15 protein-coding genes are annotated in these 21,629 nt (G+C 35.1%); 7 read left to right on the top strand and 8 right to left on the bottom strand.

What is annotated here, in order from left to right:
* Positions 1-55: 55 nt before the first annotated feature.
* On the bottom strand, positions 56-2,104 hold the full coding sequence (locus ABXQ82_RS02845; protein WP_367054552.1) for an HDIG domain-containing metalloprotein: 2,049 nt from the start codon (positions 2,102-2,104) through the stop codon (positions 56-58).
* A 128-nt stretch (positions 2,105-2,232) separates the two neighbouring features.
* Here ABXQ82_RS02845 and ABXQ82_RS02840 point away from each other — a divergent pair, with 128 nt between their 5' ends.
* Together ABXQ82_RS02840 and ABXQ82_RS02835 are read left to right on the top strand one after the other, a co-directional pair.
* Positions 2,233-3,414: an acetyl-CoA C-acyltransferase gene (locus tag ABXQ82_RS02840; protein WP_367054549.1), complete on the top strand. Its 1,182-nt coding sequence runs from the start codon at positions 2,233-2,235 to the stop codon at positions 3,412-3,414.
* 165 nt (positions 3,415-3,579) lie between these two features.
* Positions 3,580-4,329, top strand: coding sequence for a C40 family peptidase (locus ABXQ82_RS02835; protein ID WP_367054547.1), 750 nt, complete (start codon positions 3,580-3,582; stop codon positions 4,327-4,329).
* On the opposite strand, the gene ABXQ82_RS02830 is transcribed toward ABXQ82_RS02835, so the two are convergent.
* The 5 genes from ABXQ82_RS02830 to ABXQ82_RS02810 form a co-directional block, all read right to left on the bottom strand.
* Positions 4,330-4,812, bottom strand: coding sequence for an ABC transporter ATPase (locus tag ABXQ82_RS02830; protein WP_367054545.1), 483 nt, complete (start codon positions 4,810-4,812; stop codon positions 4,330-4,332).
* A gap of 53 nt (positions 4,813-4,865) precedes the next feature.
* The gene (locus ABXQ82_RS02825; RefSeq protein ID WP_367054543.1) at positions 4,866-5,654 is read right to left on the bottom strand and encodes a (Fe-S)-binding protein; all 789 of its coding nucleotides are present in this window, start codon (positions 5,652-5,654) and stop codon (positions 4,866-4,868) included.
* 155 nt (positions 5,655-5,809) lie between these two features.
* Complete coding sequence (locus ABXQ82_RS02820) at positions 5,810-7,123, bottom strand: (Fe-S)-binding protein (RefSeq protein WP_367054541.1); 1,314 nt, start codon at positions 7,121-7,123, stop codon at positions 5,810-5,812.
* Between the two features lie 2 nt (positions 7,124-7,125).
* Positions 7,126-8,064, bottom strand: a complete 939-nt coding sequence (locus ABXQ82_RS02815; RefSeq protein ID WP_367054538.1) for an MlaD family protein — start codon at positions 8,062-8,064, stop codon at positions 7,126-7,128.
* Positions 8,065-8,115: 51 nt separating this feature from the next.
* Entirely contained in the window at positions 8,116-9,207 is a 1,092-nt protein-coding gene (locus ABXQ82_RS02810; protein ID WP_367054535.1) for an N-acetylmuramoyl-L-alanine amidase, read from the bottom strand.
* Between the two features lie 170 nt (positions 9,208-9,377).
* Here ABXQ82_RS02810 and ABXQ82_RS02805 point away from each other — a divergent pair, with 170 nt between their 5' ends.
* The gene (locus ABXQ82_RS02805) at positions 9,378-12,140 is read left to right on the top strand and encodes a putative LPS assembly protein LptD (RefSeq protein WP_367054532.1); all 2,763 of its coding nucleotides are present in this window, start codon (positions 9,378-9,380) and stop codon (positions 12,138-12,140) included.
* Between the two features lie 65 nt (positions 12,141-12,205).
* Complete coding sequence (locus ABXQ82_RS02800) at positions 12,206-12,595, top strand: Rid family detoxifying hydrolase (protein ID WP_367054530.1); 390 nt, start codon at positions 12,206-12,208, stop codon at positions 12,593-12,595.
* On the opposite strand, the gene ABXQ82_RS02795 is transcribed toward ABXQ82_RS02800, so the two are convergent.
* Positions 12,592-14,022 (bottom strand): response regulator, encoded by a 1,431-nt coding sequence (locus tag ABXQ82_RS02795; protein ID WP_367054527.1) that lies wholly within the window; start codon positions 14,020-14,022, stop codon positions 12,592-12,594. The genes ABXQ82_RS02800 and ABXQ82_RS02795 overlap by 4 nt on opposite strands.
* Before the next feature lie 328 nt (positions 14,023-14,350).
* Here ABXQ82_RS02795 and ABXQ82_RS02790 point away from each other — a divergent pair, with 328 nt between their 5' ends.
* Genes ABXQ82_RS02790 through ABXQ82_RS02780 form a run of 3 tightly spaced genes read left to right on the top strand, consistent with a single transcriptional unit; the run spans position 14,351 to position 21,139 of the window.
* Entirely contained in the window at positions 14,351-17,680 is a 3,330-nt protein-coding gene (locus ABXQ82_RS02790; protein ID WP_367054525.1) for a transglutaminase family protein, read from the top strand.
* Positions 17,681-17,686: 6 nt separating this feature from the next.
* Positions 17,687-20,248, top strand: coding sequence for a circularly permuted type 2 ATP-grasp protein (locus tag ABXQ82_RS02785; protein ID WP_367054523.1), 2,562 nt, complete (start codon positions 17,687-17,689; stop codon positions 20,246-20,248).
* Complete coding sequence (locus tag ABXQ82_RS02780) at positions 20,249-21,139, top strand: transglutaminase family protein (RefSeq protein ID WP_367054520.1); 891 nt, start codon at positions 20,249-20,251, stop codon at positions 21,137-21,139. It abuts the gene before it with no gap.
* A gap of 41 nt (positions 21,140-21,180) precedes the next feature.
* Here ABXQ82_RS02780 and ABXQ82_RS02775 read toward each other — a convergent pair whose 3' ends face one another.
* Positions 21,181-21,627: a hypothetical protein gene (locus ABXQ82_RS02775; protein WP_367054518.1), complete on the bottom strand. Its 447-nt coding sequence runs from the start codon at positions 21,625-21,627 to the stop codon at positions 21,181-21,183.
* Positions 21,628-21,629: the final 2 nt, after the last annotated feature.

Here is a 21,629-nt window from a genome sequence, read left to right as displayed (position 1 = left end):
AAATGTAACTTTTCATCTTAAAGAACACAACTTTTTTATTTATTTTTTTCAATTTTTATTCGGGATATTCAATCCGTAAATGGTAAATATTTGCAAGCTTGTGCTTTAGTATTTTTTTGATGGATTGAATTTCTTTAAACGTAATATTAGCGTTTAAAAATTGCTCCTCTTCTATTTGTTTATTGATAATATTTTCTACGAAAGCATCAATCTTTGTAGATGTAGGGCTCTTTAAACTTTTACTCGCGGCCTCAACACTATCGCACATCATTAAAATAGCGGTTTCTTTACTAAAGGGTTTAGGTCCTGGGTATCTAAATAAATTAGCATCAACTTCCTTGTCAGCTTCTTTGGCCTTCATATAAAAATAATACACAACACTTGTGCCATGATGCGTTCTTATAAAGTCGATTACCCTATCAGGTAAATTATGTTTTTTTGCAATCTCAATACCATTAATCACGTGGTCGGTAATAATTCTTGCACTTTCTTTTGAAGACAATTCATCATGCGGATTAATTCCCGTAGATTGGTTTTCTGTATAGTAATTAGGGTTTACCATTTTCCCTACATCATGATATAAAGCGCCTACCCTAACCAACATGGCATTTGCTCCAATTTCATTTGCAGAAGCTTCGGCAAGATTAGCAACATTCAACGAATGGTGAAACGTTCCTGGCGATACATTTGATAGCTCTTTCAATAATTTTGTATTGGTATCAGATAATTCTAAAAGAGACACATCTGAAACCAACCCAAACAACTTCTCATAAGCATATATTAGAGGCTGTACGAATAGTGTTGCTAGTCCACATAAAATGAATAGCAAAAAAGTATTTAAATCTATGGTTTCGATACTTCCTTCATGGATCACGAAAAAAGCGAAATAAGCGATGATATATATTAAGGTAATCTGTCCTACGGAAATAAACAAATTAGCACGTTTATACAATTCTGAAACCGTTAGTATGGTTACAATTCCCGCTAAAATCTGTAGAAACATGTACTCATAACTATTTGGCACAATAGAACCTAGTAGAAGCACCGTGATAACATGGGCAAACATTCCCAATCGGGCATCAAAAAATGCTTTTAACACCAATGGTAATACGCAAATTGGCACTACGTATATGTATTCAGAATTATAGTTTACTACCAAAGTGGTAATAAAAACCATCAGTAGCACATTAAAAAATATAAAGGTTACTTTGGTATTGTTATCAAAAACTTCAATCCGATATTTTCTTAAAAAAAGCAATAACATCAATAAAGCCAAGGCTACTAACAAGGTGTATGCAAATAATATCCAATTGTAATTAGACTCGTTCCAAACCTGGGATTCATATTCAGATTGTAACGATTTTAATTTCTGGAATTTATCGCCTTCAACTACTTCTCCCTTGGAAATAATAAGCGTGTTCTTTTCCACACTTCCTCGCGTGTATGATATTTTGTTTAATTCATCATTTAAAGCTTTTTCGGTAAAAGATTTATTATAACTGAGATTAGGTTTAATTATATCAAAAAACAACGAGGTAAACTGTCCTGAATATTGATTCAGGCTTCGTTCATTTAACACACTTTCAATAATGGTTTTTACATCTTCCTGTGCTATTAAATTACCATAAATCGTATTGGTTTTCTTTGTGTTTCCGCTAAGAATATTAACTACTTTTTCATCCTTAAAATTATAATTTTCAGATAAAATCCCAAAATCATATAGGTTTGATATAATGTCCCTTCCAACGGTCTTTAACTTATTTAATTTTTCAACAGAGATAGAATCTGGAAAAATTTCTTTAAACGAAGCTTTATAATCCTCTAGCACTTTAGTTTGCACAGATTCATCTACATCAAAATACAAAAGTCCTCTATCCTTAATTTCCTGCTTTTCTTTTTCTATCTCGTCTTGGGATTTTCTTATGGCGAAATCAAAAGGAGCTTGTAAATCTTCCGATTGCCAAGGCTTCCCTTTTTCAAAATTGTATTTAAACTTTCCGCTTTTAGGAAATAAATACACGATTAAAAAAGTGGTACAAACAAATAATAAGGCTTTGTAAATCAATGAATGATTTCGATATAGCTTATTTATAAAGTCTTTCATGTATTGAAGAAATATTGTCAAATGTAATAAATTCTTAGGGTTATTCTGGTTTTTATAAACCCGATAATCCTTATACTATCTATTAAAAATTGATTATTTTCGCTTTAAATAATCATAAATTTTGAATTATGAATTCAGAAGTTGTAATTGTATCCGCTGCAAGGACTCCAATTGGTAGTTTTTTGGGTGCTTTATCTACTGTACCTGCAACTAAATTGGGTTCGGTAGCCATAAAAGGCGCTTTAGATAAAATTAATTTGAAACCAGAATTGGTGGACGAAGTATATATGGGACATGTTGTTCAGGCTGGAAACGGACAAGCACCAGCGAGACAGGCAGCACTTGGAGCGGGAATTCCGAATAGAGTCCCTTGCACCACAGTTAATAAAGTCTGTGCTTCGGGAATGAAGGCGGTCATGTTTGGTGCTCAAGCCATTCGTTTGGGCGATGCCGAAATTGTAGTTGCCGGCGGTATGGAAAACATGAGTTTAATTCCCCATTATTTATATGCTCGAACAGGCACAAAATTTGGACCAACAACTTTAGTCGATGGCTTGCAAAAAGACGGCTTAGTTGATGCCTACGATGAAAACGCCATGGGGGTTTGTGCAGATGCATGTGCTACGGCATATAAATTTTCTAGGGAAGCACAAGATGCCTACGCCATTCAATCTTACAAACGCTCTGAAGCGGCGTGGAACTCGGGGAAATTTAAAAACGAAGTTGTTCCTGTTGAAGTGCTGCAACGTAGAGGAGATGCTGTACTAGTCAATACAGATGAAGAATTCACGAAAGTGAAATTAGATAAAATACCAAGTTTAAGACCTGCATTTTCTGAAGATGGCACAGTTACCGCAGCCAATGCTTCAACCATAAATGATGGTGCTGGTGCGGTAGTTTTAATGAGTAAAGAAAAAGCTAAAGCATTAGGATTGAAGATTTTAGCAACGATAAAAAGTTATGCAGATGCAGCTCACGAACCAGAATGGTTTACAACTGCTCCAGCAAAAGCATTACCAAAAGCACTAAATAAAGCTGGAATCACTTTAGATGACGTTGATTATTTTGAGTTTAACGAAGCATTTTCAGTAGTGGCATTAGCAAATATGAAGATTTTAGGATTAACTGATGATAAAGTGAATGTTAATGGTGGCGCTGTTTCTTTAGGACACCCGTTGGGTTGTTCTGGGGTTAGAATTTTAATCACATTGCTTAGTGTTCTCGAACAAAATAACGCCAAAGTTGGTGCCGCGGCGATTTGTAATGGTGGCGGTGGTGCTTCTGCAATGATAATTGAACGTAGGGTGTAAGTTTGCAGTAAACAGTATTCAGTAATCACTCAAATGAAAAAAAATTATTTACATTTATTATGAAATTTACCTTAAATACAATAGTTAACTTTTTTGATTTATTATATTTTGATAATCTCGACGTTGCATAATAAATAATAAAAATAAGAAATAGTTAATAGTTCTATGCAATACGGAATTTGTAATTTAAGTATCATCCCTTTAAGATTTGAAGCCTCCGATAAAAGCGAGTTGGTGTCGCAGGTATTGTATGGCGATTTTTTCAAGGTTTTGGAGCAACGTAAAAATTGGAGTAAAATCCGATTAGCATTTGATAGTTACGAAGGCTGGATAGATAACAAACAATATTTGGAAATTGAAGCAGAAAATTACAATACCTTAAATGCTGAAACACCCAAACTTTCTTTAGATTTAGTTGAATTTGTACAAGATGAAGATGAGCAGCTCTACCCTATTCAATTGGGTTCCGCTCTGAACGGATTAGATGTACTTAAACATACTTTTGATGGGACTTCTACCGAAGGTGTAATTAATAAAGATAGCATTATTGAAACCTCTTTTTTATATTTAAACAGTCCGTATTTATGGGGAGGTAAAACGCCTTTTGGGATAGATTGCTCTGGTTTTACACAAATGGTGTATAAACTCAATGGTTACAAATTATTACGTGATGCCTCTCAACAAGCGACACAAGGAGAAGCACTTAGTTTTATTGAAGAAAGCGAACCTGGGGATTTAGCCTTTTTTGATAATAATGAAGGCGACATTATTCATGTGGGCATTATTATGAAAGATAATTATATTATCCACGCGCATGGAAAAGTTCGCATTGATAGACTAGACCACTCTGGGATTTATAATGTGGATACTAAGATGCACACGCATAAGTTGCGGGTGATTAAGAAGATAGTTTAATTACAAAAACCGACTATGCCAACTCTCACTGGCTGGCACTTCCCAATTCTCATTAAATTCTGCAATAGTATTTACTAGATTATTAAAAACAATTGTGTTTTTAGACACCGCCCTGTCCTTCGCCATCTTTTTAAAATCGATTAAAGTTTTGTAGGCGATGAACTCCCCTTGCTTGTAAGACACGTTCATTTTATCCATTAAATCGACATCATATTCCTTTTCTAATTGCTGAATAAAATGTACTGATGCATCAATAGAACATCCTGAAGCTGCATTTAAGTTTTGATTCAATCCAATCACTATAAATCGCTTGTATTTAATTAGATAGCCCGATTGTAAATCGCTTCCATGGGCTGTCCAGTTTTCAATAAACACATTTAACTTATTTTGAATTTCTTCAATTTCCTCTGGAGTGAATGATCGGTTGGCTTGGTAGATCCAAACTCGTGATTCTTCTGGTAATGTATTAAATTCTACTAGCATGATTTTGATTTATGATTGACGGTTTTCAATTTACGATTTTCAACAATGACCGTTTACAAATCCTGAGCATTAGCAATCAACTCAGCAATATCCATGACTTGAACGTCTTCTTTTTCTTTAGCTTTCATACCATCGGTTAGCATGGTGTTGCAAAACGGGCAACCGGCAGCTACAATCTCTGGTTTTACTTCCAAAGCTTGCTCTGTACGTTCTACGTTTACTTCTTTGTCTCCTGGTTCTGCATCTTTAAACATTTGAGCGCCACCTGCCCCACAACACAAACCGTTGCGTTTGCAGTTTTTCATTTCAACTAATTCTGCCTCCAGTTTCTGAATGAGTTCCCTTGGTGCTTCGTAAACATTATTGGCACGACCTAAATAACAGGGGTCGTGGAATGTGATGCGTTTGCCCTTATATTTTCCGCCTTCAATAGTTAAACGCCCATCGCTTAAAAGTGTTTTTAAGAACTGTGTGTGGTGCATAACTTCATATTTCCCTCCCAATTCTGGATATTCATTCTTGATGGTATTGAAACAATGCGGACAAGCGGTTACTATTTTTTTAACCTCATAAGCATTTAAAACCTCAATGTTTGTAACTGCTTGCATTTGAAACAAAAACTCGTTTCCAGCACGTTTTGCGGGATCTCCTGTACAGCTTTCTTCGGTGCCTAAAACGGCAAATTCCACTTTAGCTTTATGTAATAATTTTACAAATGCCTTGGTTATTTTTTTTGCCCTGTCATCAAAACTTCCTGCGCAACCTACCCAAAATAATACTTCGGGTTGTTTGCCTTGAGACATATATTCTGCCATTGTTGGCACTTTGAGTATTTCGCTCATCTTCTAAGTTTAGGGGTTTATTAGTTTAATGGTGTATAAGTTTAATGGTGTATAAGTTTAGGGGTTTATTAGTTTAATGGTTTAGATGCTCCTAACTTCTAAACCCCTAAACTTTTTTTAAACCTCTAAACTTTCTTTTAAACTTCTAAACCTATTTATTCGTCTTTCCAATTTAATCTGTCCATTTGGTTGTATGGCCAAGGCGCTCCGTTATTCTCGATATTGGTCATCATAGTATTGAGTTCAGTTGGTGCTGCAGATTGCTCCATAACCAAATAGCGTCGCATATCTAAAATAATGGATAGCGGATTAATGCTTACAGGACAAGCCTCTACGCAAGCGTTGCATGACGTACACGCCCACAACTCTTCTTTTGTGATATAGTCGTCTAGCAACTGTTTGCCATCTTCTTTGAACGCGCCATTGTTTGCATCTATATTTTTAGCTACCTCCTCTAAACGGTCTCTAGTGTCCATCATAATTTTACGAGGCGAGAGCTTTTTACCTGTTTGGTTTGCAGGACACTCGCTTGTACAACGTCCGCATTCTGTACATGTGTAAGCGTTTAATAATTGAATTCTATTCAAATCCAACACATCGCTAGCACCGAACTTTGCAGGTATGTCGTCTTCACTGCCTTCTGCTGGAGCTGCAAATGGATCTGCGTTTGGATCCATCATTAGTTGCACTTCTTTGGTAACCGCTTCAAGGTTATTAAATTGTCCTTGAGGTTTTAAACTTGCAAAATACACGTTTGGAAATGCTAAAAGAATGTGCAAATGTTTAGAGAAATACAGGTAATTTAAGAATATTAATATCCCTATAATATGTATCCACCAGGCACTTCTTTCTATAATATGGAGTGTTGTTTCTGGCAATCCTGAAAACAAAGGCGCAATAAACTGACTCACAACATTCCCTGAGTTTAACGCTTGAAACGAGGTATCTGTTGCATTCATTATCAAAAAAAGCATCATTAATACCATTTCGAAATATAGAATGTAGTTTGCATCATCTTTTGGCCAACTGGTCATTTCGCTTTTCCAGAAACGTGCAACTTTTATAATATTTCTTCGGATCCAGAAAATAATAACCGATACAAATACCAAACAGGCGAGAACTTCAAAAGCACCAATTAAAAAGCCGTAAACTGATGTTGGTAAAATACTTAAGCCAATTCTATGCGTTCCGAATAAGCCATCAATAATGATTTCAAGCACCTCTATGTTAATGATGATGAAACCTAGGTAAACTATAACATGTAAAAAACCAGAAATTGGACGACGCACCATTTTACTTTGCCCAAGCGCAATGTTAATCATGTTTTTCCAACGTTGAGAGGTATTGTCGCTGGTATCTACATCGTGTCCCAACTTAATATTTCTAATCAATTTCTTTACGTTTTTCGCAAAGTAACCTATTCCAAAAATTAGAATTACAGCAAAGAGAATATTAGGTATGTAAGCCATTTTTAGTTAGATTCTTCTTGATAAGGGATTTCTTTTTTTGATAAAATCCTGAAGTAGCGTTTTGGATGTAATTTTACATCACGCAATAGTTCTTCCAGTTCTTTCGATGCGCCCTTCATGTTAGTATATAACGCATCATCATTGAGTAATTTACCAATTGAACCTTCTCCCTTTTCAATTTTATCAGAAATACTATTAAAATTAGAGATTGTAGCCTCTAACTCTTTAATAACATTATTTAAATCGGCTTCTGCCAAATCTTGAGTTGTTTTAGATAAATTTGAAGATACCTTGTCAAAATTGGTTAAAGTACTATTTAACTTTTCTTCATTACTGGCAATAAGTCCGTTGAGTCCCTTTGACGCACTTTTAAAATTCTGCATGGTTTCGTTCAACCCAGCGATACTGGCTCTTAAATTAGCTTTCGTTCTTTCATCAAAAACATCATTTAAATTACCAAGTAACGAATCTGCGCCTACCATCATAATTTCAATCTTTTCCTGCAAAGGTGTTAAGCGCTGGTTTACCAAATCGGTTAATCCAGCTTTTACCGTTCCGTCTAAAAAATCGTCTTTCTTTGCTTTTTCCGCACCATCAAAAGCAGGTATAATAGCTATGGCCTTACCTCCTATTAAGCCAGTCTCGTATAGTTCGGCTTTACTGTTTTTTGAAAATTCAAATTTGCTTTCAACTAACAACTCTACCTTTAATTTACCAGAACCATCTCCTTTAAAATCGACATCAACAACCCTTCCTACGCTAAGTCCATTGATGGTAACTGGTGTTGATGGCACTAAACCTTCAACATTTTCATATTCGGTATAAAATGTAAGTGAAGAATTAAAAAGGTCTCTCCCTTTCAAATAATTAATACCGTAGTACAATAAAACAATTCCAGATATTACGAGTATTCCAGTTTTTACTTCTCTTGATATTTTCAAAATATGCTTTGTTTTAAAAACAAATTTAAAATAAATTTAGATAGTAACTTGCTAATTGGGTTTTGTTTTTAAAACTTCGGAAAGTGAAACCTTTTTATCATCTTTAAAAGCGACGACAAAACAAGATTTATAACCTTTAGATTTAGCCTGTTGCACTAAAGACTTCGTCTTGTTGTAATCGGAGGTATTTCCATAGAAATATTTATACAAATTACCTTCTCGGGTTCTGGAAATAGCATCTAAGCCTTTAAAATTATAGGGTTTTGGCATTAGTTTTCTAGAGCTTGCAGCAATTTGCACTTTAAAAACCACGTTATCAAACTCCATTGGTTCAGACTCTATTAAATCATTATTTTCAATAAGAACTTCTGCCGTGTTAAGATCAAGTGATTTTTTATATTTAAGGATAGCATCCAAAATAGCACTAGACATTTGTTGTTGTCCCATTTTAGAATTTAAATACTTCCCTTCTCTATTATTTGTTAAAAATCCTAATTCTACAAGCACGCTGGGCATTACTGTTTGATGCAGCACAATAAAACCTGCTTGTTTAACCTTTCGGTTTTTTCGGTTGAGCTTCACAAAATTATCTTGAATTAAACTGGCTAAATAGATACTCTGGTCTAAATATTCTTCAAGCCCTAAAATTACACTTATGGCATCTTCGGGAGAATTTGGATCAAACCCTGCATAATTCTTTTTATAGTCATCTTCCATAAAAATTACCGAGTTTTCCTTTTTGGCGACTTCAAAGTTTGTCTTATTTCTATGTAAACCCAAAACAAAAGTTCCTGCACCGTAAGCTTGGGAGGTATGGGAATCGCAGTGCACAGAGACAAATAAATCTGCATTGGCCTTGTTTGCAATCTTGCCCCTTACAAATAAATCGATAAATACATCTTTTTTACGTGTGTAAATAACCTCTATATTCGGGTGCTTCTCTAACTCTTTACCAACTGCCAAAACAACTTTTAGAGCAATTTCCTTCTCTCGAAAGCCATTTCCCAAATTTCCGGGGTCTTTCCCGCCATGTCCTGCATCCAGGACCACAACAAATTTGTCAATGGCCTGCGAACTAACAACTGATGGAAATGTTAATACTATTATAAAAGATACGAAAAGTAATATTCTGTTCGTTTTCATGTGATAAATAAAAAATTATAATCTTTATGTTTTACAAATTTTGAATATTTCTCAGAAAGGCTCAATTTTTGATGTGTCATAAAGATTTAAACGGCTAAACAAATCGGTTTATTTCAAATGATAATTTTTATGGAGAAATATAAATTAATCCAAGAAAAATATATGTAATTTTGGCGTTTCAAAAACCGAGCCATACTTTTACAAAAATACATTTAAAAGCGTTGCGTACAAATAAGTTTAAAATACTTTTTACATTAAGTTTTACTGTGTTTTTTAACACGTTCTGCTTCGCTCAAGACATCCCTAAAAAGACTAAACCGATTACCCCCAAAGCTCAGGATACTATCATAAAAAGCCTAGATAGCATAATTAAACCTGAAGTTGCGGAAACCCCTCAAGACACTACGGTAGTTGATTCCATTAAGCCTAAAAAGAAAGAGTTTTTAGAAAATATAGTGACTTATAAAGCTACCGATTACACCTCTTTAAATCAGAAAAAACAAAAAATATATTTGTATAACAATGCTGAAGTTACTTATGGCGATATCAATATAAAAGCAGGTGATATTACAATCGATTACAAAAGGAATGAGGTTTATGCTAGAGGAATAGTAGATTCTTTAGGTGAATACACCCAAGCACCTGTATTTACGCAAACAGGAAATAAGGTGGAACCAGATTCCATGCGTTTTAATACCAAAACCCAAAAAGCATTAATTTATAACAGTATTACAGAACAGGGCGAAGGCACCGTAATTGCTAAGATTACTAAAAAAGAGAACGATTCTGTTTACTTTATACAAAATGCAAAATATACAACAGCTGAAAATCTTGAAGATCCTGAATATTATTTGAAACTAAGAAAAGCAAAAATAGTTCCTGGAAAAAAAATTGTAACAGGTTTAGCCAACCTTTTTATATATGATGTGCCTACGCCTTTAGGATTGCCCTTTGGCTTTTTCCCGCAGTCTGAAAAACAAACTTCAGGTGTGCTAATTCCGACGTTTGGAGAGCAAAACGAAAGAGGGTATTTTCTGCAAAATGGTGGGTATTATTTTGCAATAAGCGATCATGTTGATTTAGCGCTGATGGGAGATTATTACACCAACGGCAGTTATGGAATTAGAGGCGAAAGCACCTATGCGTTGCGCTATAGGTTCAGGGGGAATTTTGGGTTTAGGTATGAGAATTTAATAACTAGCGAACGTGGTTTCCCAGATTATTCAAGGTCAACAGTTTATAATTTACGTTGGTCTCATAGTCAAGATGCAAAAGCGAGTCCTAACTCAAGGTTTTCAGCATCTGTAAACCTAGGAAGTAGCACTTTTTATAGAACATCTTTAAATCAAGCTACAACGGGAGCTTTCTTAAATAATACGTTAGCATCATCGGTGTCTTATTCTAAAACATTTATTGGAGAACCTCAATTGGATTTTAGCGTAACCGCAACACATTCCCAAAATACGCAAACGCAGCAAATAAACATGACGCTGCCAACGTTTCAAGGGAATATGGGACGGATATTTCCTTTTGCTCCAAAAACGGGGAGTAAAAAAGGCATCATCCAAAATGTCAACTTTCAATATAGCGTAAGAGGGGAAAACAGAATTCAAACTACAGATTCCTTATTTTTCAAAAAAGAAATGTTTGATGACGCAAAAACCGGATTTCAACATTCCATTCCTTTAAGTACAAACTTTAAAGTGTTTAAGCATTTTAGTTTGAGCGCAAGCACCAATTATAGTGAAGTATGGGCTTTTAAAACCATAGACAAACGTTTTGATTTTGATACGCGTGAGACCGTAACCGATACCATAAATGGATTTGACTCTTATAGAACCTATAATTTTAGTACAAGTTTAGGAACTACCATTTACGGGATGTTTAATTTTGAAAAAAAGGGAGAGGACAAAAAAATAAAAGCCATTAGGCACGTTATAAGACCTTCCGTAAATTATAATATAAATCCTGCTTTTGATAAATATTATGATAGTTACGACACCGAAGTAGTTACAGCAGATGGATTAACTATAGAAGAAATTGAATTCTCTCGTTTTGAACAAGGTTTGTTTGGTGCGCCCAATAAAAACTTCTCCAGTTCCATGGGTTTATCGCTTTCAAATAATTTTGAAGCAAAAGTTAGGGACAAGGACAGTACCGCTACCGAACCCAAAAAAATTATTTTATTAAATAACCTGAATTTCTCAACCGCTTATAATTTTGCTGGCGATTCTTTACAATGGAGCCCAGTAAGAATGAATGGTGGCACACAGTTTTTTGATAATAAATTAAGCGTAAACTTTAGTGCTACCTTAGATCCTTATGCCTTGGACAACAATAATAAAAGAATTGATAAATTCAATATTGATAATGGAGGTAGTTTATTCAGACTTACAAGTGCTAATATAAATGCGAGTTACTCGCTTTCAAGCAAGGGGACAGATAAAAAAGATAACAGAAGCGACCCAAGTGTACAAGAGAATATACGTAACGGAGGTCGTGCAGATGATTTATTTGGGCGTTCTGAAGATTATACCAGCAAAAAATTAGATCAAAATTCAAAAGACGATAAGGATAAAAATAGTGAATTCTACAATTTTAAGGTGCCTTGGAGTTTACGATTGGCCTATGCCGTAAATTACAGCAATCAGAGAAGGAATAGTGAAATATCTTCCCATTCCTTAATGTTTTCTGGAGATATAGAATTGTCGCCTAAATGGTCCGTTGGCGGCTCTTCTGGTTACGATTTTAAAAATCAAGGTTTTACGTTTACACAATTGCGTTTTGAACGCGATTTGCTAAGCTGGCGCATGAATTTTAGCTGGGTGCCTTTTAGCTCCAGAAGTTCTTGGAATTTCTTTATCGGTATTAAATCCAGCTTATTAAAAGATTTAAAATACGAACAACGCCGACAACCAGATCAAACGCTATAAATATTTCGGACTACATATAAAGTTCCATTTTTCTTATCTTTAGAAAAGAATAGTAAATCTTTAATATGAAAACAATAATAACTACCGAACATGCTCCTGCTCCACTTGGCCCTTACAATCAAGCAGTTTTAAGCGGAAACACATTGTATATCTCTGGGCAAATTGCGATAAACCCTGAGAGTGGTGATTTAATTTTAGGTGATATTAAAAGTGAAACGCTGCAAGTTATGAAAAACCTAGAAGCCATTCTGCATGCTACAGATCTCACATTTAACAATGTAGTTAAGTCGTCAATATTTATTAGTAATATGGATGATTTTGGAGCAATTAATGAAGTTTACGGCAGTTTTTTTGATGACGCCAATGCACCTGCGAGAGAAACGGTTCAGGTGGCAAAATTACCCAAAAACGTCAATGTAGAAATTAGCATGATTGCTGTTATTGCTGGTATTTAGGAAACACTTTCTTTTTTAAGAGCATATTTTTCTAACAATGTTTTTAGCTTTTCAGTATCAATCGGTTTTGCCAAAAAGGCGTCAACTCCAGCTTGTTTAGCTTTTTCTATGTCCTGATCGAAAGCACTCGCCGAAACTGCTATTATCGGAATGTTGTTTTTAGCATATTTGTCAGAGTTCTTAATAATTTTTGTGGCATCATATCCATCCATTTTTGGCATGTATATGTCCATGAAAATCATATCAAAATTAATGACTTTATAAAGGTTTACTGCATCCAGTCCATTGGTTACAAACGTACATTCAGCACCTTGACTTTCCAATAAAAACTTAATCACCTTTTGATTCATTTTATTATCCTCAGCTACTAAAACATTAAATCTGTAATCAAATTTATTAAGTAACATAGGATTCTCTGGAGGTAACCCTTGCTTTATATTAAGTGTTTTCTGTAATTGCAAGCTAAAGTAAAACGTAGATCCTTCATTTTCTTTACTTTCTATTTTTAAGTCCCCACCCATGAATTCAACTAATTTTTTAGTGACAGTCAACCCTATTCCAGAACCTCTATAATGTTGTAATGATGCAGTATTTTTATTCTCTAGAGTACTAAAAGCATGCTCCATTTCATTTTTGTTCATGCCAACACCAGTATCCTTTATATAAAACGTTACTACTTGGTGGTCGTCATAGGTTATGGTATGGTCTATGGTAATTTCAATCTTACCATTATTGGTAAACTTTATGGCGTTATTTACCAGATTCACCAACACTTGTTGAATCATGCTCAAATCTCCTAGCAATAAAAAATTGTGCTTTTTATCACTCATAAATTTGCACTCAAAATCCAAACCTTTTTCCCAAGCCTGATATTCAAAAATTTTGAATAATCTAGATAGGTCAGATTCTATGTCGATGGTCACCATGTTCAATTTCAAATCATGCTCATAACCTTTTGAGTTGTTCAAAATCATATTTACAAGTTGCAGTAAGTGTTCAGATGAATACTCAGCTATTTCAACCTGTGCAGTTTGATCTACATCTAAATCGGTGTTTTTCAACATGCGAATCATTCCCAGTATAGTACTTAAGGGAATCCGTATTTCATGACTCATGTTAGCTAAGTAAACTGATTTATGATCTGATGATTCATCGGCTTTTTGCAATTCCAACTCTAGTTCACTCAATCTCTTGTTCAAAAAAGATTCTACAACCTCTGTCTCCAATTGCGACCATATTAAATACAAAACAGTTGCAGTAGCAATAATTAATAAGATAAAAACTAATAACGAAAAAGTAATAAGGTAATTTATATCCTCTATATATTTAATACCAATAAAAAAGAAGGCACCAAGAATTGCTGCTCCAATAATGGAACATATAACCCATAGCGATAGTCCTTTTTTAGTCCTTGGGGGAAATATCATGATTCAAAATAATTGGCTTCCAATATACGAAAGTATATTTACTAAATGTAAACCAAATAAATGTACTTTTAATACTAAAGACTATAAAAAAAGCTATTTTTGGGTAGCTCCAAAAAGCAAATAGCAAATTTGCATTGAATATGATATTAAATGAGGCTTTAAAGATGTTATGATTCCTTAGCGATTTTTAATTATTATAATTTATTCATCTCTTAAAATATAAGAATCATAATTTTATAATAGAAAATATAAGAGTATCTAAGCCATATTTGTCTGGTTTCTAAAAAGAAAAAGCTTAAATTGTAAATGGTTAAATCTAAAACATCCTATGGCATTAAAAATTGTTATTTCACACAAGACATTATACAAGTACGATCGTTCGGTAAATCTGTCTCCCCATATTTTCAGACTGCGCCCTGCACCTCATAGTAGAACGCCTATTGAAGCGTATTCCATCAAAATAAAGCCCGAAAACCACTTTTTCAACTGGCAACAAGATCCTTTTGGAAACTATCTCGCACGTTTAACTTTTCCGGAGAAAACGAAAGAATTGTCTGTGGATATAGAAATTATTGCCGATTTAAAAACCATAAATCCGTTTGATTTTTTTGTTGAAGAATATGCCGAAGAATATCCTTTTGAATATTTAGAAACTACCAAAAAAGAACTACAACCCTATTTAGAAATTACAGATAGAGGTAAATTGTTGGAAGATTTTATGAAAACCATCGATTATACACCACGAAAAACCATCTATTTTTTAATTGATATCAATAGAAAAATCTATGAATACCTCAATTATAATATCAGAATGGATCCTGGCGTGCAATCTTGTGAACAAACACTTGAGCAAAAAAATGGATCATGTAGAGATTATGCGTGGCTGTTTGTGCAAGTGCTGCGCCATTTAGGATTTGGTGCCCGTTTTGTTTCTGGTTATTTGGTACAGTTGAAATCTGATGAAAAATCATTGGATGGGCCATCTGGTCCTGAAGAAGATTTTACAGATTTACACGCATGGGCAGAAGTTTATATTCCTGGAGCAGGTTGGATTGGTTTTGACGCAACATCTGGTTTATTGGCTGGAGAAGGTCATATTCCTTTGGCCTGTACGCCTTCTTTTGAAAGTGCTGCGCCTGTAACTGGTATGACCGATGTCTGTGAAACTGAATTCTTTTACGAGAACTCAGTTAAACGCATTTTTGAATCTCCAAGAGTTACAAAACCTTATACTGAAGAACAATGGAACGCCATTTATAATTTAGGGTTTAAAGTTGAAGAAGAACTTGAAAAAGGCGATGTTAGACTAACCATGGGTGGCGAACCTACCTTTGTTTCCATTGACGATATGGAATCGCCTGAGTGGAATACCGATGCCGATGGCGAACACAAGCGTGAGTTAGCAAAAAACCTTTCAGCACGATTATATGACGAATACGGAAACGGCGCTGTACTGCATCAGGCCCAAGGAAAATGGTATCCAGGAGAACCACTTCCAAGATGGTCTATTGAAATATGTTGGCGGAAAGATGGCATCCCAATCTGGCAAAACAAAAAACTATTGTCCCTATTTTCAGAGAATCCAGAATTACCAAAAGATGCCGATAAAAAATTCTTGGAAACATTGACAACCTATTTAGGCGTTTCAGATACACACATTAAACCAACTTACGAGGATGCTTTTTATTTCCTTTGGCAAGAAGGACAAATGCCAATAGACATAGATCCCACAAAAGAAAACGGCAATTTATTAGTGAAAGATAAATTAAAGGAAATTTTAAAGGAAGGCACTTCAAGACCCGTTGGCCATGTATTGCCTCTAAATAATTCTGATGGTGTTTGGTATAGTAACGATTGGGAATTAAGACGAAAGCACATTTTCTTAGTGCCTGGAAATTCCCCAGTCGGCTTACGCTTACCTCTTAATTCATTGCTAGAAAAACCAGAACAAGAAGAGTTTCCAAAATTTGAACCCGATAAGTTTACAAAACAAGGAAAATTACCAAATTTTGCAGATTCAGTTTCAAAACGTTTTGACAAGATTCAAGCAGAAGGTATTGCAAAACCAGAGCACGATTACTTTATTAGAACCGCACTTTGTGCCGAAATAAGAGATAACAAATTACATTTATTCTTACCACCGTTAGATGCTGCGGAATTCTATTTGGATTTGGTAGCATCTATTGAAGCCACTTCAAAAGCACTTCAAATTCCCGTGGTTTTTGAAGGCTATGATCCGCCACATGATAATCGTTTGGAATCCATGAAAATAACTCCAGATCCGGGCGTTATTGAAGTCAATGTACAACCCGCAAAAAACTGGAAAGAGCTTACCCATAACACATTAAACTTATACGAACATGCAAAACAGTCACGTTTAGGCACAGAAAAATTCATGTTGGACGGTAAGCACACCGGCACAGGTGGTGGAAACCACGTCACGCTTGGAGGTGTTTCTCCAGCTGATAGTCCGCTATTGCGCAGACCGAGTTTATTACGAAGTCTATTAACGTTTTGGCAACATCATCCGGGGTTATCCTATTTGTTTTCCGGTGCTTTTATAGGCGCAACAAGTCAAGCCCCTCGTATTGACGAAGCGCGAATGGAAAATCTATACGAATTGGAAATTGCGTTCAGTAAAATCCCAAAAAATGGCGAAGTCCCTTTTTGGATCACCGATAGATTATTTCGTCATTTATTAACCGATTTAACAGGAAACACACACCGTGCAGAATTCTGTATCGATAAATTATATTCTCCAGATTCATCTTCAGGACGGTTAGGGATTTTAGAACTTCGTGCTTTTGATATGCCGCCACATCCGCAAATGAGTTTGATGCAAAACCTCTTGGTGAGAACTTTAGTAGCATGGTTTTGGGAAACACCCTATGAACACGAATTAATTCGTTGGGGCACCGAGTTACATGATAAATTTTTGATTGAACACTATGTTCGCGAAGACATTAAGGACATCGTAAACCAACTAAATAAAGCCGGTTATGAGTTCAAGGAAGATTGGTTCAATCCATTTTTCGAATTTAGATTTCCGCTGCATGGTATGACAACCATAAATAATATGGACGTTGAATTACGGGCAGCCATAGAACCTTGGAATGTTTTAGGGGAAGAAATGACTGGTGGCGGTACTGCACGCTATGTGGATTCTTCGGTAGAGCGTATTCAAATAAAAGTAGCAAACTTCGTTAACGAAAGATATATTGTAACTTGCAATGGCGTTAAAGTGCCTTTAAAAAATACCGGTGTTAAAGGCGAATATGTTGCAGGAGTTAAGTATAAAGCTTGGAATCCTTATTCTTCACTTCACCCAACCATTGGCGTAGATGCACCATTGGTTTTTGATATTGTTGATACTTGGAACAAACATTCCATTGGAGGTTGCACTTATTTTGTGGCGCATCCGGGAGGACGTTCTTATGAAACTTATCCTGTAAATAGCTTTGAGGCAGAATCCAGACGCATCAATCGTTTTTGGGGACTTGGCCACACACAAGGCGATATTTTACCAGATAAAGAAGGTGTTATCGAGCAAGAAGAATATCAAACCATAAAAAGACAAACGAGTTCAAAGGAATTTGAGTATAAAGAATTACCGATTAATTTTGAGTTTCCCCATACCTTGGATTTAAGAAAAAAGTAATATGAAATGCCAGTAGATACCAATACATTTTTTCAAAATTATTTCTCTAGCTTCAGAAATTATGATGAAGTTTTAAAATCTGATATGTCTATTAACCCCAATTGGGAAAAGTTGTTGCAAAACCTTTCCAAAATGGGGTCTGAAAATTTATTAGCCAAACAAAAGGAAGTGGATTGGCTCATGGAAGAAAACGGCGTGACTTACAATGTCTATAACGATCCCAATGGGATGCACCGTTCTTGGGGTTTAAATATTGTGCCTTTTGTTATTTATGAAAATGAATGGGAATCTACTATAGAACGTGGTCTCAAGCAAAGGGCAGAATTACTCAATCTGGTATTAAAAGATATTTATGGTAAACGGGAACTTATTGCCAATGGCATCATTCCTCAGGAAGTCATATTTGCACATCGTGGTTTTTTAAGACAATGCGACCAAATTGAATATGCTACTTCTAAAAATTTATTGGTCTATTCTGCAGATTTAGCTAGAGGACCAGATGGCCGCATGTGGGTTGTTACAGATCGTACCCAAGCCCCTTCTGGTATGGGTTATGCTTTGGAAAACAGATATGCGCTTAATAGGGTGTTACCAAATATTTTTGAAGGTATAAATGTGAAGCAACCCTCGCAGTTTTTTAATGAGTTCAATCAGATGCTTTTGGATGCAGCTCCTAAAAATAAGAGCAATCCAAACATTGTGATATTAACTCCCGGGCCACTAAATGAAACCTATTTTGAGCATGCCTATTTGGCGTCGTTTTTAGGCTATCCATTGGTAATGGGTAACGATTTGGTAGTGCGACACGGAAAATTATGGATGAAAACCTTAAAGGAATTAAAACAAGTTGATGTAGTTTTAAGACGGGTTGATGATGTTTTTATGGATCCTTTGGAATTAAGAGAGGATTCTTATTTAGGTGTTGCTGGATTGTTAGAAGTTGTAAGAAATCAAGAAGTAACCATAGTAAATCCGATTGGTAGCGGCATTATTGATAACTCTGGACTCATTCCATTTATGAATGCTATTTGTAATTATTTCTTAAATGAAGATTTAATTTTACCACAAATTGCCTCCTGGTGGTGTGGACAAATAGTAGAACGCAACTACGTTATCAACAATTTAAAAGATTTAGTGGTTAAAAGAATAGACAGGTCTAATCGGGAAAATATTTTTTTCTGTGAGTTTTTAGATGATGAAGCTTTAAATAAGTTAAAAAATGAAATACTCCTGGCGCCCTATCAATTTGTGGCCCAAGAAAAGATTTCATTTTCTACGGCTCCAAATTTTGTGAATGGTACTTTAGAACCGAGAAAAGTCATGTGCAGAACCTTTGCCATTGCTAAAAAAGACGGGTATAGCATCATGCCGGGGGGATTGGTTCGGGTAGCTTCAGAACGCGAAACCCTTTTTGTGTTCAATCAAAGAGGTGGTATCAGTAAGGATTTTTGGGTGGTTTCAGATCAATTTCAAAATCATATTCAAAATTATGCTTGGGGAAATACTTCAAACTATAAAGTTTCAGATATGAACGATTTACCTAGTAATACCGCCGAAAATCTGTTTTGGTCCGGTAGATATTTGGGTCGTGCTCTGGTTACTGCAAGATACTTCCGTATGGTGTTGAATAGAATGAACCAACAACAATATCACAATGCTAAATCGGAATCTGAAAGTTTAATATTGCTCTATAAATCCATCACAAACCTGACCTCCACATTTCCAGGTTTTGTTGGCAAAGGTTCTAAAACGCGGTTAAAAGATCCATTAAAGGAAATAACGGCTTTAATAATGGACGATGATAGAATAGGAAGTTTAGCGCAAACATTATCAAGCTTTAATAATTCTTATTATTCACTTAGAAGTTTATGGTCTAAAGATATGTGGCGTGTTTTTGATGGCATTAAAAGACAATGGGAGAAATTTGAGGATAAAGGCGATTATTCCGTTACCGAACTTTCAAAATTATTGGACCGCATCATTACACGATTAATAGCTTTTATGGGGCTTATTGAAGATAGTATTTTAGTACATCAAGGTTTGTTGCTCTATTTCATTGGCTTACAGACCGAGCAAACCATGATGAATATTGCAAAATGCAGATCGCTGCTCGTCATAAATTATGAAGAACATTTACAATATGAAATACTGGAATCTTTATTAACAAGTCATGAAAGTTTAAATATTTACAGGTACAGTTACCGTTCTTACTTAAGTTTAGAAAATGTGATAAAGCTGATAATTTTAGATAAGGACTACGGAAAATCATTGTCTTATCAAATAAGACGCATTCAAAAAGATGTAGATAAACTACCAATTTCAGAAGGTGCTGCTGTTATTTCGAAATGTAAAGAAAAAATTGCGCTTGCACATACCAAGATGCAAAATTTAACTATTGAAAATCTATTGGAATTAAACGAAGATGCAACGATAAGACAGAATTTGGACGACGTTTTAGCCGAAGTTAGTGAGTTATTGCATGAAACGTCCATGGCGATTTCTGATACGTATTTCAATCATTCTTACATGCAAAAACAATTATCCAATCAAAATTTCCCATTGTCTTAAATGTTATACCAAGTATCCCATACTACAAGCTATGATTACGAAGATGGCGTTTCGTTTTGCCATAATATAGCGACTATAAAACCTAAAGATATTTTAGGGCAAACCTTAGTAGATTATAGATTGGACATTCACCCAGCGCCTACTGAGTTTTCTGAAAGAACAGATTTTTTCGGAAATACCATCACACGTTTTTCAATTCAAGAACATCATAAAAAACTACAAGTCATTGCGTTTAGCAAAATACTTAGAGATTATACTCAAGCACCAAATATTTTTGAATCTGCCAGCGGACAAAAGATCACATTAAATGAAGCTTTAACAGCTTTAAAAAATCAGAAACCAGACATATTAGACGTTAGACAATTCATTCTAAAATCTATTTTAATTGCTGAATTTAATTCAGAAATAAGGGATTATGCCGAAGTATCCTTTAAACCTCAAAGACCTATTTTTGAAGCAGCCAATGAGTTGATGCAACGAATTTTTAATGATTTTGAATTCAACCCAAATGTGACCAATGTAGCGACACCAATCTATGAAGTGATGGCGAAAAAGAAAGGCGTTTGTCAAGATTTTGCGCAGATTGCCATTGCTTGCATTCGGTCCATAGGTTTACCAGCCAGATATGTTAGCGGTTATATTGAAACATTGCCGCCCCCAGGAAAAGAAAAGTTAGTTGGTGTAGATGCGTCCCATGCTTGGTTTTCAATGTATATCCCAACGTTTGGATGGGTAGATTTTGATCCCACAAATAACCAAATCCCAAAAAACCAGCATATTATTGTGGCTTATGGGCGCGATTATTATGATGTGCCGCCAGTAAAAGGTGTGATTTACAGTTCAGGACAAAATAAGATGAAGGTTGAGGTTGATATTCGGGCTGCGGTTTAGGGACGGATTTTATTTGTTATATACCTATGTTGGTGTAGTATTTAATCCGTTAATATTTTTCGGTATTTCCTTTTGACAGATTTAGAATTCCTTAAACACTCAATTAATGAAACGAAAATTTCATTTTTCATTTTACCCCATATTTCATAATCAGTATTTTCAAGAGGGTAAATTTCTTGTAAAAAATCAATTTCATAATCATCTATTTGATGTCCATAAATATGAGTTTTAAACTCAAAGCTTTTCCCGCATTCGGTTATCTCTATATCATTAGAAATTACGAAACAGTTCAGATTTATTGATGGAAGTTCAATACAACCATTTTCAATTTCTTCTTTTTGGGGAATTGAATCTGTTCTCGTGGGAAGTGACGCTAAAATATTATGGTTATCTTGGTTTTTTAATACAATAAAATATTTTGGCTTTGCTGTATTTCCATTTTTGAAATAAAAAGGGTCAAAGTAAATTATAGTTCCTTCATCAAACATAT

Origin of the sequence: Algibacter sp. 2305UL17-15, from assembly GCF_040720935.1 — a bacterium.
GTDB lineage: Bacteria > Bacteroidota > Bacteroidia > Flavobacteriales > Flavobacteriaceae > Jejuia.
Note: the sequence above shows the minus strand (reverse complement) of the source record. Positions and strands in the feature narration are given on the sequence as shown.

Bases quoted from the DNA above. Each gene is read 5' to 3' on its own strand.
- ABXQ82_RS02845 (WP_367054552.1), bottom strand. From the start codon at position 2,104: ATGAAAGACTTTATAAATAAGCTATATCGAAATCATTCATTGATTTAC.
- ABXQ82_RS02840 (WP_367054549.1), top strand. From the start codon at position 2,233: ATGAATTCAGAAGTTGTAATTGTATCCGCTGCAAGGACTCCAATTGGT.
- ABXQ82_RS02835 (WP_367054547.1), top strand. From the start codon at position 3,580: ATGCAATACGGAATTTGTAATTTAAGTATCATCCCTTTAAGATTTGAA.
- ABXQ82_RS02830 (WP_367054545.1), bottom strand. From the start codon at position 4,812: ATGCTAGTAGAATTTAATACATTACCAGAAGAATCACGAGTTTGGATC.
- ABXQ82_RS02825 (WP_367054543.1), bottom strand. From the start codon at position 5,654: ATGAGCGAAATACTCAAAGTGCCAACAATGGCAGAATATATGTCTCAA.
- ABXQ82_RS02820 (WP_367054541.1), bottom strand. From the start codon at position 7,123: ATGGCTTACATACCTAATATTCTCTTTGCTGTAATTCTAATTTTTGGA.
- ABXQ82_RS02810 (WP_367054535.1), bottom strand. From the start codon at position 9,207: ATGAAAACGAACAGAATATTACTTTTCGTATCTTTTATAATAGTATTA.
- ABXQ82_RS02800 (WP_367054530.1), top strand. From the start codon at position 12,206: ATGAAAACAATAATAACTACCGAACATGCTCCTGCTCCACTTGGCCCT.
- ABXQ82_RS02795 (WP_367054527.1), bottom strand. From the start codon at position 14,022: ATGATATTTCCCCCAAGGACTAAAAAAGGACTATCGCTATGGGTTATA.
- ABXQ82_RS02790 (WP_367054525.1), top strand. From the start codon at position 14,351: ATGGCATTAAAAATTGTTATTTCACACAAGACATTATACAAGTACGAT.
- ABXQ82_RS02785 (WP_367054523.1), top strand. From the start codon at position 17,687: ATGCCAGTAGATACCAATACATTTTTTCAAAATTATTTCTCTAGCTTC.
- ABXQ82_RS02780 (WP_367054520.1), top strand. From the start codon at position 20,249: ATGTTATACCAAGTATCCCATACTACAAGCTATGATTACGAAGATGGC.
- ABXQ82_RS02775 (WP_367054518.1), bottom strand. From the start codon at position 21,627: ATGTTTGATGAAGGAACTATAATTTACTTTGACCCTTTTTATTTCAAA.